The following is a 12,821-nucleotide window of genomic DNA, read 5'->3' on the forward strand; positions in this document are numbered from 1 at the left end:
CCTCGGGTGGCTCCCAATTCAAGGAGTTAAGCATATGATCCGGAAAATCGGCAGTCGAGCCGTGGGCATCGCCAATATCGGTGTCCCTTTAGCGCTGTTCGCTCTGATGAGCGGCGGCGCCCATGCCTTCACCGCGCCCGCCGCCGGCGATCTTGGCTACGACATATACGACATCGTCGTGAACAAGGGCGTCAAGGGCCCGCTCGGTTTTGTCGGCGGCGTCGCGGCCTTCCTGTTTGGCGTCAGCCGCCTGTTTTCCAACATCATGGTCGGCATCCCGACCATCGTTGCCGCTGTCGCGCTGATCAAGTCGGATTCGATCCTGCAGACTTTCGGCATGGTGATCTGAATTACGCGGGGCGCTTGGCGGTTCCGGCGTGAACCGACAGTCAATAGCGCCCCGACACGAGCTGGAGGCCGATGGTCGGCCTTCGGAAAATGACCCCGACGACGGGTGTCATGAAGCAGGAGGAGAAGGGCAATGGACGAACGCCTGCCCCAGTATCTGCACGGCCCGGTCCAGATCCTCTGGTTTGGTTCGGACGAGTTCATCCTGGTGATGTCGACCATCTTCGTCGCGGTCATCGTCGGCGGACTGGTCGGCTGGATGCTGATCCTTGCCCTTCTCCTTTTCATTCCCTGGAAGCGCGCCAAGCCGCGGGGGTTCCTCTCGCACCTCAGCTGGCGGTGGGGACTGGTCCGCTTCCGTCATTATCCGGGTCCGACCCAGACCCGCTTTTACGAGTGAGGATACCCATGCCCTTCCTCCCCTTCCGCAAGAAACCGGCCACTGATCCGCTGATAGGCAAACCGGCGAGCTATGGCCTGCACCGCTATCTGCAGGGCTCGGCGAACCTGTTCGAGGAGAACCGACTCCTGAAATTCGCGATTGCCGGACTGTTCGGCGTGAGCGCGGTGCTGGGCACGCTGATCTACACTTCGAACCAGAACCAGCGCACGGTGATCGTGCCGTTCGGAGCGTCGGGCGATCTCTACGTCACCGGCAACGCGCCCTCTGCCGGCTATTTGCGCACGATGACGCGCAACATCGTCAGCCTTGCGGGCACTTATTCGGCCTATTCCGCCGACAAGCAGTTCCAGGAACTTCTGAGCCTGGCCCATCCCAGCGCCTACAACGCGCTGCGCGACTGCCTGAACGGCATTCTCGATGAACTCAGCGAAAATCCGACCCTGTCGATCGCAACCTATATCCGGCCCGATCAACCCGTCACCTGGGACAAGAGCGACATCATCGTGCCGGTCGAGAAGGTCCGCGTCATCGGCGGAGTGATCCGCAAGTTCCGTGGCAATCTCCATATCGGCTACGCGATCGACAATGGCCGTTTTTGGCTCACCCAACTTTCCGAGGAAAATTTCGATGCCGAACTCCGGTAAACGGTCCGCCTTGCGCGCAAAATCGGCAGTGCTGATGATCTCGGCCATTATGTTGCAGGCCGCCCCTGCCATGGCGCAGGCGGTCATCGCCCTGCCCGACCAGACGAGCAATATTCGCCTCTCCAACCGCGACATCAACCATGTGATCTGCGAGGGCGGCGAGATTGAGGACGTCAAGTTCTCGGCCGAGAAGGCGATCGCAGTCGAGAAAGGCGGCTCAGACGCCTGGATCAAGTTTTTGGTCAAGGAGACCGAGGACACCGGGCAAGTGACGCGCAGCTTCGTCACCACCCCTTCGGAATTTTTCATTGCGTGCAATGGCGCGATCTACCCGCTCTATGCCGAACCTTCGGATATTCCGGCGCAGACAGTGACATTGGCGCCCGGCGCCAGCCAGCGGGCGAAGGCCAACGCTGATCTCATGGGGCCGCTGGTCGAGGAGGACCGCGCGGTCTCGATTACCCTCGCACTGTTGCAGGACCGGGTGCCGGCGAGCTTTTCCGAAGTCGCCCCGCGCAGCGGCACTGTCATGCTCGCCGCACTTCCCACCGCAACATTGAGGGAACGCCGCCGCGTCGAGATCGAGGGCGCCGGGCTCTCCGCATCGGAGTATCTCGTGAATGCCAGCACCAACATCAGCTTCGATGAGCGGGTGTTCCTTGATCGCAGGCTCGGAGCAAATGTGTTCGCCGTCTCGCTTGATCGCCTCTCATTGAAGGCCGGAGAAACCGCCCGCCTCATCGTCATTCGTCGGGGAGAGGGGCGATGAGCGCCGACGACAAGTCCATACCCGAGGGCCGTCCACTTGCCAGTGTCGATACGACCGGCACCGGGACTCCCTATCAGGCGCATCTGGCCGCGCAGGCCACAGCCGAGGGCGAACATGAAAACGGCCGAGAGCGCGGCCCCGCTCTTCTCGACTGGAAAACCCGCTGGGATGCGCTGGGTTCTACCGCCAAATTGCGGGTCAAGCAGGCGGCGCTGGCCGGAGCCGTTGGGGTTCTCGGTTATGGCCTCTATAGCGCCAGCTCCAGCAGCGACGCCCCCGATACGGCCGCTCCTGCCGCTTCCAAGCTCGACATGGGGGCTGGCCTGCGCGGCGACAGCCTTGAAGTAAAGCTGCGCGGCGACTTCCAGAAGATTCTCGATGGCCAGCAACTGCTCGGCGAACGGGTGACCGCTATTGAAGAGGGCAAAGTTGTCCCACATGGCGCGCCCGCTGCGGGTGAGGACATGGGCGGCGACGGTGGGGCGCTACCGCCCGCGCTCCCCGGCTCTGCGCCCGCCTATCCGCCTGCCCCAGGCGGCGTGGATGGTGGGGACGCGGCGCTGCCCGCGCCGCCAGTGCCACCGGCTGCTCCCGCTACGCCTCCTGCCCCGCCCGTAGAAAAAGTAGTGGGCTCGATCGGCGCCGCGACCAGTCCAGTCATTCCGAAGGATGCGGACACCGCTGGCTCAGACTCGAAAAAAAAGTTGCGGACGATCTATTTGCCGCCTGGTTTCATGAAGGCGCGGCTGCTGACGGGCGTCGACGCGCTGGCGAGCCGGGACGCGACATCGAACCCGGAACCGGTGATCGCGCGCGTTCAGGCGCCCGCCGTGCTTCCCAATGACGTCAAGGCGAACCTTTCAGGGTGCTTCGTTATCGGCAACGCGACCGGCAGCCTCGCCAAGGAGCGGGTCGAGATCCAGTTGGTGAGCCTGTCCTGCGTCGATTTCGACGAACATTCAGTGGTGGACCAAAGTATCAAGGGCTTCTTCGTCGATGCCGATGGCAAGAAGGGCCTGTCAGGCAAGGTGGTGACGCGCGCCGGCGCGGCGCTTGCCCGCAGCTTCATTGCCGGCACGATCAGCGGCATCAGCCAGTCGGTCGAAAACACCTTCGGCGAGACCTCGACCTCGGCATTGGGCACCGTGCGCACGCTCAATGCGGGCGATGCGGCGAAGACCGGGATCGCGGGCGGCCTGTCCAAATCCTCCGACAAGCTGACCGACTTCTACCTCGACCTTGCCCGCCAGGCCGGCCCGATCGTCGAGGTCGGCGCCGCCAAGGAAGTGGTCGTGGTCATCCAGGAGGGCGTCACCCTCGAGATCAAGCCCAGCACCGGGAGCAAATTCTGATGTGCTATTCCTACCCCCGATCCGGAGATTCCGTCATGAATGTGCTCTGCTCCTCCGCATGGCAGGCTCAACGTCGCAAAGCCGCGCTAATCTTCATCTTCGCCACCCTTCCACTATCGGGCTGCGCCACCATCGGTTCGGTGATGTCGCCCTATTCTGAGAAATTCTCCTGCAAGAACCCCGATCACGGCCAGTGTATCCATCCCGAGAAGGCCTATGAGGATGCGGTCGCGGGCCGAAGCCCGCGCTCGGACCCAGCCGTCACCCGCGACAAGAAGCTGCTGCGCGGGACGGAGATGCCGAACGCCGATGGTGCAGCGACAGACACGGGGGACACAACCCAATCCCAAGGCAAGGCTATCCTGGGTGCCTATGCCGGTTACCGCGACAGCGTCTATCGCGAGCTACAGGGCCTGATCGACCAGCCCGTCACCCCGATGCTGAAACCCGCCCGGGCGGTGCGCACGCTGATCCTGCCTTATGCCGACCGGCAGCGCCCTGATCGGCTCTATATGCCGCGCTATGTCTATTCGATCCTCGATCGGCCGTCCTGGGTGGTGGGCGGTTATCTGGTCGAGCCGGTCTCGTCGGCAAGTCAGCTCCCGGTGCTGGGTCAGGTGCGCGAGAAGGCGGTTGATAGCATCGATCGCGTTCCTGTTTCCGCTGATGGCAAGGAACACCGGCGATGAGTGCTCCGGGCCGTGATACCGGTGGCTTGAGCTTTGCGGCGCTGCGCCGCCATGTCGCGCGCGACAGCTATTCGGACCATCTGCCGCTGGTCGCCTGGGTCGAGGAGGAGGAGGCTTTCCTCACCATCGACGATGGCTGGGGCTATGCCTGGGAACTGGTGCCATCGGCCTATATGTTCGCCCATGTTCACAGCGCCTTGCTCGGCCTTCTAAACATTCATTTTGAGCCGGGCACGGTACTGCAGATTCACAGCTTTGCCGATCCGCTGATCGATGATGCGCTCGACGCCTTTCTGGACCTCAAAACCCGTGACGATCCGCTAATCCAGGCATCGGCCCGGCGGGCCTACGACTATCTGCGTGAGGGGCGCCATGGCCTCAAGGCGCTCCACGGCATCCCGATCCGCAATTTCCGCACGATCCTGGCCGTGAAGACGAGGCTGCCCCTGGGATCCGATACCCGCCGTCAGATCGAGGAACAGCTCGCCAAGCTCGGGATCGTGCCCTTGCCGCCCGAAGAGATTATGGCCTTTTACCGGCGCATCTTCAACGGCGTGTTCAAGGCGGCACCCGGGAGCTTCGTCAACGGGTCCGCCGATGGCGGCGCGCCCAGACCCTTGCGCAAGCAGATTATCGACGCCGGACCCGACCTTCTGTTCGAAGGCCCGGAGGTCTTCCTCGGCAACCAGGTCGCGCGCTGTTTGACCCCGAAGGCGCCGGCGCGGCGGATCAGCGCCGAGCGCGCCAACCGGCTGACGGGCGGGATGCGTGGGAGCGCCGAGGACAGCGACCAGATCGGTGGACCGTTCCTCTATACGCTCAATGTCCTGTTCGACCATTCGGCCTTCGAGATCCACAAGCGCGCGCAGATCTTGTCGGCGCAGAAAGCGGCAGGCAGCTTCGCGGTCGAGGTCGGCAAGCAGATCGAGGAGATCGGCTGGGTATTGGACGAGGCGGGCAACAGCCGCTTCGTGCGGGTGATCCCGACTGTGTGGGTGTTCGGGAAGAGCCGCGCCCAGGCTCGCGAGATGGCGGCGCGCGCCAAGCGGTTGTGGGAATCGGAGCCCCTCCCCTTCATGATGCAGGAGGAGAGCTACCTCAATCCGATCCTGCTGCCGATGAGCCTGCCCTTCGGGCTCTATCCCGACGGCAAGACGCTGCGGATGCTCGAACGCGATTTCCGCATGCCGGTCAAGGCCGCGGTGCTGATGGCGCCGATCCAGACTGATTTTCGCGGCGGCGGGCGTCCGGCGCTGCTCTACACCGGCCGCAAGGGTCAGCTGATCACGCTCGATCTGTTCGATCCGCGCATCAACAATTACAATTTCATCGTCTCGGCCGAGTCTGGTGCGGGCAAGAGCTTCCTCTTGAACAACCTGTGCCAGCAATATTACGCCAGTGGCGCGCTCATCCGCATCATCGATATCGGCGGCTCCTACCGCAAGCTCTGCACATTGTGCTCGGGCCGCTATATCGACATCGGCGAGGAACGTCTCGTCCTCAATCCTTTCGATATGGGCTTCGCGCTCGACGGCGAAGACAAGCAATCTGCAATCGCTATGGCGGTCGCCATCGTCGCCGAAATGGCGAATGCCGCGACCCGCAAGGGTGTCTCCACGTCCCAATGGAACCTCTTGAAATCCGCCGTGCAATGGGCAATCGACAGCGGCCGGGCGCAGGACGGCATTGACGCCGTGCGCGACTGGCTCGGCGCTTACCCTGCCCAGACCACGAGTGATCTCGACCGGGTCGACCATCTGGTACCAGTCGCGCGAGAACTGGCCTTCAATCTGCGCGATTTTGGGTCAGACGGAGCCTATGGCCATTATTTCAACGGGCCGTCGACCCTCGACATTTCCAGCGACGAATTCGTGGTGCTCGAACTTGAGCGCCTGAAGAACATGCCCGACCTGTTCAACGTGGTCGTGATGGTGGTGGTGAATGCCGTCACCCAGGAACTTTACCTGTCGGGCCGCGACCGGCCGCGCTTCGTGCTCTGCGACGAAGCAGCGCAGTTCATGACCCGCACCGACGGCCAGGACCTCTCGCGCCTCGCCGAGGCCTTCGGTCAGGGCTACCGCCGCGCACGCAAATATCAGGGCAGCTTCGGCATCGTCATGCAGTCGATGAACGATCTGCTGTTGTTCGGCGGCACTGGCCAGGTCATCCTCGAAAACGCCGCGACGCGCTTCCTGCTGCAGGGCAGCACTTACGATAAGGCGGTCGAGAACAAGATTCTCGATTATTCCGGCTTCGTCCTCGAGCTGCTGAAGTCGGTCCGCAACAACAAGCCCAATTACTCCGAGGTGTTCATCGACTCGCCGCTGGGCCTCGGCATCGCGCGCCTCGTCGTCGATCCGTTCAGCTACTGGATCAACACCTCGGCGCCCAATGAAGTCGCCGCCTTCGAGGCGTTACTGCGAAATGGCCGCTCGCCGCTCGAAGCGGTGTGCGAGCTCGCCGGGGTCGATCCGGAGGAGATTCTGGGGGCACGCCCGCCATTGCTGCTGGAACATAGCAACAGGGAGGCGGTGTGATGCGGTTTGGGCGCTCCCACCCCGATCAGCTTCCGTTTGAGTGGAGCAAAGACACCCAGATCGAGCGTATCATCGAGGCGCGCGTCGCGATCCGCGCCGAGGCCGCGGCGCTGCGCTGGCGGGTCCGGCTGATCCTGATCGAGACCGTGCTCATGGCCAGCCTCGTTCTTGCCGCCGGCCTCGTCCTCCATCAGCCGACGGGCATGGTCCTGCGGGGCGCGGCGATGGTCGGCGCAGCCTGTCTGGTGAGCGGGCTGTTGCTCATCGCGCTGGCCGCATTCACCGGACAGCTCATCGCGCGCTATCGCCGCTGGAGGGGGCAATGACCGGCCCCTCATCGCTGAACGGTTCGCATCGGCTGCGGGCCTGTTCATTCGCGGGTCGCCGTGCTGATGAAACACTCCACGCCTTCCTGCTGCGCCGCCATCAGGAAATGGGTGACGAGATCGCCGCGTTCGAAGCGATGACCGAGCGGCAAGCTGCGATGCTCTGGGGCGAGCGAGAGGCGCGGATCGCACATGAGTGCTCGCTCCTTGTCGGCCAGGCGTGGATCGCCGCCTTCGTGGCCGGGCTGTTCGGGATGTTTTTCCCCGGCGATTGGCTGGGCCTGATGCTCGCCGTCTCGCTTGCCAGCATGATCGGCGGCATCTCCCTCGTTCGCTTGCCATCCGCATTTCGGCAAGCATTTGGCTGCATCCGCAGATGGAGGGAGCGTCATGCCCGGTAATCGCCCCTCGCCCTCCAGTACCGGTCAGCCCGGTTGGACTATAGTCAAATTCCAGTCGGCGACGGTAGCATTGCTCTTGCTGGCGTCGATTGTGGTTGCGGCCACCGCCCACGCCGCGACCTCGACGATCGGGCGCACCTGGCCGATCGTCGAACCCGATGCCCTCGCGGAAATCGAGGCGCAGACGGCAAAACTCCCGCCCGATCTGCGGGCGAAATATGGACCGCGCTCATCCTGGTCGGCAATGAAATCAGCAAGCCTTGCACTCGCGACAAAGAGCCAGACCCGGTACGTCGTGCCATTCTACACGCTCGACACTGAAATCCGCCTGCCGACGGGCGAACTGCTTTATCCCAAAGGCTATACGTTCAATCCACTGAGCTATGTCACGCTGCCGCAGCGGTTGGTAGTCGTCCATCCGCGCGATCTTGGCTGGGCGCTGAAGACTGCACGTCTTACCGATTTCATCCTGCTGGCGGCGGGCAGCGCGCGGGACGATGACGCGATCACGCTCTCGGAGCGGACGGGCCGCGCGATGTTCATCCTTGAGGAAAGGGTCAAGGACCGGCTGAACCTCACCGTCGCCCCCGTGATCATCGCGCAGGTCGGAGCAAAGCTCGAACTCACCGAAGTCCGGCTCGACCGGATGTCGCGCGGCCCGGTCGTTCCGCCGACGTCCGGCACACAGCGGAGAGAGGCGCCATGACATCATGTCTCAGGAAATGGCGCAATGCCTCCGCCGCACTGCTGCTCGCTGGCCTTGCGCCCATCGCACCGGCGCATGCGTCCTCCTGCCCGGCGGGCACCGTGTTCAATCCGATCACCAAGGTGCGCTGGACCTGCATCTTCCCGATTACCATCGGCGGGGTGCGGGTCGGCACCTTCGACAAACTCTCGAAAGAGCTGGATGCCCAGTCCTCGTCCAAACCCTTATGCGCCTGCCGCAAGGGCGCAACCTTCTGGTTCGGGGTGAAGGTCAGCTTCTGGTCGCCCAACCGCATGATCGACGTCGTCACCGAACCAGGCTGCATGATGGCGCTGGGCGCCGATCTGATGCCAACCCATGGCAAGCTCCAGGGTTCGCAGAGTTCCATCTCTGACGGCACCAATACCCGCAAGATGTTCGCGCAGATGCATTATTATATCTCGCCGGTCTGGGCGATGCTCGACATGTTTACTGACCTCCCTTGCCTGGAAGACAATGGTTTCGACGTTGCCATGATCACCGAAATCCTGCCGACCTGGCAGTCGGGAACTTTGGGCGCGATCATTCAGCCGGAGGGCATATTGTTCGGCAATCCCGCCGCGGGGCTCGCCTGCATGGCGGATAGCGCTGCGGCGGCGGCAGGCAAGGTCATCGATCCGCTGTTCTGGTGCATGGGCAGTTGGGGCGCAACCTATCCGGTCGCGGGCGACATTCATTTTGACGATAGTGTCGAAGCCTGGGCAGGGCTTGCCGCGCGCGGTACGTTTATGATGGGACGCCTGGGTGCACTCACCATTTCATCGTCCGATGGTTGTTCGTTCTTGCCCCAGCCGATCTGGACCAAGTCGCGCTACAAGCTGCAGATCATGGAGCCTGTGAAGGGCGGCAAGTGCGTCAATATCGGCCGCCCCGGTGCACTCTGGTCGAGCGCCAAACATGCACCGGGCCAGGACAACGCCCAGTTCATGCTCTTCGAGAAGGTGATCTGCTGTGCCGGGATTCCGGTGCCATGAACAGTGTCACCTTCACCTCCATTTGCAAACGTCTCGCGCAAACCCTGGCCAAGCTACGGTCTGCCCGCCACAGCCAGCACGGCTGCCTGGGTGCGCACGGGACGGGAGCGGCGCCGCAAGCCCCCCGCGACGTCGCTCCAACACCGGTCAGCACGGCCACCATTCTACCGGATGCGTCCCCCCTCCCAGACGCTCCGGCAAGGATGAGGGCCGTGCTGGCCACCTTCGAGGGACAAGCTGCGTTCCGCTTCCTTGGGAACGCCAGCTCTCGGATGCATGCCGGCGAACTCTTTCGCCTGCGCAAAGGGTACCGGATCCTCGGTAATGAGAGGCTGCGCTCATGAGATCGGCGACGCGCCTTCTCGCAGGTTTGGTCCTGATGCTGCCCACAGCGCTCGCGGCGCAGACGATGGACAGCCGCGCCCGTGCTGCGGCGCAGGCTGCGCAAGCCAAGAGCAGCGACAGCGATGCGCTGCTCCAGAATTATGTTACACCGGGCATGAGTGGGCAGCCCGTTACCACGGTCGATGGCACCAAAAATTTCACGCCGAAGCTTGCCTGCCAGAAAACCGCCAATCTTCTGGAAGTGCTGATCCAGCCTTCGGCGACCGGCGACATCGGGCTCGTCCGGATCAGCCGAGACAAGGATCTGAACGGCAGTTTCGACAGCAGTTCGACGCTGCCGGTGCCCGTTTCGGGCATCTGCGCCAATGGCATCATCTCCTGCAGCCCTGGCACATGGAACCAGTGCCAATATTTCCACTGGGATCTCGACAGCGCGCAGAACCTTTCATTGACCCCGGTTGCCATGCCCGCACTGTCGGGCTGCGCCTGCATCAACAACAGTTGCGGCAGCAACCTCGTCTTTGCTAATCTCGCCACCATCCTCAAAGATCTGGGCGGCGGTATGGTCGGCGCGCTTACCACTGCCGATCCACGGATCGGTGTGGCGCAAGCGCGGATCAACGGCCCGGTGATCGACTATGTCGGCGCGCAGACCACCGCCTGTACGTCCAGTCCCACGATCGGCCAGACCGTCTATCGCGCTAATCCGGCGGCAATCCAGGGCGATGCGTTTGCGCTGTCGTCGACCAACCCGGTGTTTCAGGCGTTGGCGGCATCGCCCGCAGGCGCTGGCAAGGCGCAACAGTTACGCGCCTGTACGATCACCCGCGAAGTGACGCTGAAGCAGCCAACGACCGACGATGTCATAGCGCGCACAGCCGGTGGATATGCCACCGTGCCTGGCGGTGGCGGTGCGGTCGATTTCCTGATGGGATCTCCCAATGACAATAGTTTGAACGGTGGCAGCTGCGGGCTGTTCGATTTCAGGATGACACTCCATGTCACGGATCCCGCCCGCCTGATATCGGTCACCTTGCCCATGTTTTATGCCGATGACTGGGCACAGGTGCGGATCGACGGCACGCTCATCGCTTATGGCCCGGGTGCATGGACAGGTCCTGGCTATCCCCCCGGAGCCTGCGAGACGCGGCGCACCAATTATTTCTGGCCCAACATCGATCTCAAACCCTGGCTTACCCAGGGCGACCATGAAATCTGGCTGCGCGCTGCAGTCGGCGGCGGCGGTGAAGCCTTCGCGCAGGTCCACGCCGATGTCGATACCAGTTGCACCACCACCGAACAGATCGTCGACCTGTGCGCGGGCTATGCCAGCGATCCCAAATGCCTGCTTTCGCAAGAGCAGGTCGATGGCGTCGAGACCGTCCGCAATGGTGTAGTGACGGGTCTCAAGCCACTCCCGCAGACCCGGCTGTTCGGCAATGCGACCTGCACGCTCTCGCTCGCTCGCCCGTTCTTCCAGCGCGACCGCATCTATGCCTGCGTAACCGAGAGTGCGGCTTTGCCCACGCCCGATCTCAGCCGCGGCGCCTGGATCATCGACCATTCAACCGCAACCCTGCTTGCAGACCGTACGCAGGCAAAGGACGGCAGCATCACCACCACGACCCGTCCCTTCGCGCTGCCCGCCCAAAGCCCGGTGCCAGCCTGCGAAGCGATCTGCAAAACGCGCGCGCCCAAGGTCAACACGGCGGCAGCGCCTGCGGGCCTCATTGCCAGCCAGCAGAATAACCCCAATGGGTTCGACACTTTCTATCATGCCTGCGATGACGCCAACCAATGTCCGGCAGGCCCGGGCGAGACGATCATCTCGGCCTGTGGCTGTCTCGACGATTTCCCCGAAGCCGTCGTCATGATGCAGACCGTCCGTCTCGCCGGCGCCGACATGATCTGCACGAGTGCGGTGCCATGAAGCGCCTGTGCATGATCCTTGCCCTGATTTTAGCCACGGCCCTTGCTGGCGCCGTGCCCACCTATGCCCAACAGATATGCGCCGCCGATTTGAACGGCAATGGCGACGCCACCGATCCCGGCGAAACGGCCAGTTGCCTGCCGACGCAAAACGGGAGTTTCCAGTGTCCACTCCAGCAGATTGCCTGCACCGTCACTGCACCGGGCAGCGATGTCTGCCCCGTGGGTGCCCAATATCCGTGCGAAGCGCCAGCCTCGGGCGGTACGCCGACCTGTTCGCCCAACGCCTGTCAGGATACCGGCGCTACGCCGATCGTCGACACGCCGCCGATGAGCGATCCCGGCGTCCCTGCCGACGGCGCGGTCGATGCCAATGGCAACTGCCTTGCCAATATCGAGATCTTCGCCGGACGCGCGATGCGCTGCCGTCCGCCCGGCCTGCGCAACACCTTCCAGAATTGCTGCAAGGACAAGGGCAAGATCGTGAAGGATGGGATGGGTTCCTCCATCTCCTCGCTCGGCACCAAGATCGCGGTCGCGAAAGGCGTGCTCATCGGTATGAAGGCGGCCTATGCCGCGTTCCAGGCCGGCGCGACCGCAGGCCAGGCAGCGAGCGCCGGCGCCAACGCGATCATCGCCGGGATCGATCCGACCTCGATTGCGATCAGCCTTGCGATCAATTTCATGATCGAGGTGTTGCTGCAGGGCTGCGACCAGGAGGATATGGAAACCGGCATGCTCCGCGGCTCCGGCATGTGCCACGAAATCGGCAGCTATTGCACGGCGAAGATCCTCGGCATCTGCATCCAGAAGGCCAAAGGTCATTGCTGCTTCAACACCGAACTGGGGCGTATCATTCAGGAACAGGGCCGACCTCAACTCATCAGTTTCAACGGTATTGGCTGGGGTACGCCCAAAGCGCCCTATTGCCGGGGTTTTACACCAGACGAGTTCCAGGCGCTCGATTTCTCGAAGATGGACCTTTCCGAATATTATGCCGACATCGAGGCGCGCACCCAGGGACAAATCCAGATCGACATGGAGGGCAGGATCAATGCCTATATGCAAACCGTCCAGCCCTGAGGCCGTCGCAGATTTGGTTGATGCCGGGCTGCGGGCTGGCGCCGTCTGCGTTTCCGTTGCTCACGTACGGAAGGGTCGCTCCGTTGAAACGAGGCGGGCACGCCGTTTCAAGGTTCTCGACGATAGCCATCCTCGAACCGGCCTGAGCCAGATCCGTGAGCTGTCAGCGACGATGATTTTGACGGCCCTTCTGTTCGCAGAGGGGCCAGCTATAGCGCAGGAGCGCGCATCGACACCGCCAACAAATGCCCGCGCAAGGGCGCAGCAGCAAGGCGA

At 63.0% G+C, this 12,821-nt stretch carries 13 protein-coding genes; all 13 read left to right on the plus strand.

The features are described 5' to 3' along the window. The first annotated feature begins 34 nt into the window (after positions 1-34). The 13 genes from FHS92_RS02765 (at position 35) to traN (ending at position 12,545) form a co-directional block, all read left to right on the plus strand. The gene (locus FHS92_RS02765; protein WP_184077296.1) at positions 35-349 is read left to right on the plus strand and encodes a hypothetical protein; all 315 of its coding nucleotides are present in this window, start codon (positions 35-37) and stop codon (positions 347-349) included. A gap of 132 nt (positions 350-481) precedes the next feature. Next, the gene (locus FHS92_RS02770; RefSeq protein WP_184077298.1) at positions 482-748 is read left to right on the plus strand and encodes a type IV conjugative transfer system protein TraL; all 267 of its coding nucleotides are present in this window, start codon (positions 482-484) and stop codon (positions 746-748) included. 8 nt (positions 749-756) lie between these two features. Then, entirely contained in the window at positions 757-1,395 is a 639-nt protein-coding gene (locus tag FHS92_RS02775) for a TraE/TraK family type IV conjugative transfer system protein (RefSeq protein WP_184077300.1), read from the plus strand. Continuing rightward, entirely contained in the window at positions 1,379-2,164 is a 786-nt protein-coding gene (locus FHS92_RS02780) for a type-F conjugative transfer system secretin TraK (protein WP_184077302.1), read from the plus strand. The genes FHS92_RS02775 and FHS92_RS02780 overlap by 17 nt, the downstream gene beginning before the upstream one ends. Beyond that, the gene (locus tag FHS92_RS02785; protein ID WP_184077304.1) at positions 2,161-3,516 is read left to right on the plus strand and encodes a TraB/VirB10 family protein; all 1,356 of its coding nucleotides are present in this window, start codon (positions 2,161-2,163) and stop codon (positions 3,514-3,516) included. Before FHS92_RS02780 ends, FHS92_RS02785 begins: the two co-directional genes overlap by 4 nt. Positions 3,517-3,551: 35 nt before the next feature. After that, entirely contained in the window at positions 3,552-4,205 is a 654-nt protein-coding gene (locus tag FHS92_RS02790) for a TraV family lipoprotein (RefSeq protein WP_184077306.1), read from the plus strand. After that, positions 4,202-6,742, plus strand: a complete 2,541-nt coding sequence (locus FHS92_RS02795) for a TraC family protein (RefSeq protein ID WP_184077308.1) — start codon at positions 4,202-4,204, stop codon at positions 6,740-6,742. Before FHS92_RS02790 ends, FHS92_RS02795 begins: the two co-directional genes overlap by 4 nt. Further along, a complete protein-coding gene (locus tag FHS92_RS02800; RefSeq protein WP_184077310.1) occupies positions 6,742-7,068 on the plus strand; it encodes a hypothetical protein in 327 nt (108 codons plus the stop codon). Before FHS92_RS02795 ends, FHS92_RS02800 begins: the two co-directional genes overlap by 1 nt. Then, positions 7,065-7,469, plus strand: a complete 405-nt coding sequence (locus FHS92_RS02805) for a hypothetical protein (protein ID WP_184077312.1) — start codon at positions 7,065-7,067, stop codon at positions 7,467-7,469. Before FHS92_RS02800 ends, FHS92_RS02805 begins: the two co-directional genes overlap by 4 nt. Further along, on the plus strand, positions 7,459-8,175 hold the full coding sequence (locus FHS92_RS02810; protein WP_184077314.1) for a conjugal transfer protein TraW: 717 nt from the start codon (positions 7,459-7,461) through the stop codon (positions 8,173-8,175). Before FHS92_RS02805 ends, FHS92_RS02810 begins: the two co-directional genes overlap by 11 nt. Continuing rightward, on the plus strand, positions 8,172-9,188 hold the full coding sequence (locus FHS92_RS02815) for a TraU family protein (RefSeq protein ID WP_184077316.1): 1,017 nt from the start codon (positions 8,172-8,174) through the stop codon (positions 9,186-9,188). The genes FHS92_RS02810 and FHS92_RS02815 overlap by 4 nt, the downstream gene beginning before the upstream one ends. 379 nt (positions 9,189-9,567) lie before the next feature. Further along, positions 9,568-11,463: a hypothetical protein gene (locus tag FHS92_RS02820; RefSeq protein ID WP_184077318.1), complete on the plus strand. Its 1,896-nt coding sequence runs from the start codon at positions 9,568-9,570 to the stop codon at positions 11,461-11,463. Beyond that, positions 11,460-12,545: a conjugal transfer protein TraN gene (gene traN, locus FHS92_RS02825; protein ID WP_184077320.1), complete on the plus strand. Its 1,086-nt coding sequence runs from the start codon at positions 11,460-11,462 to the stop codon at positions 12,543-12,545. The genes FHS92_RS02820 and traN overlap by 4 nt, the downstream gene beginning before the upstream one ends. The last annotated feature ends 276 nt before the right edge of the window (positions 12,546-12,821 follow it).

Source organism: Sphingobium subterraneum (assembly GCF_014199435.1).
Lineage (GTDB): Bacteria > Pseudomonadota > Alphaproteobacteria > Sphingomonadales > Sphingomonadaceae > Sphingobium > Sphingobium subterraneum.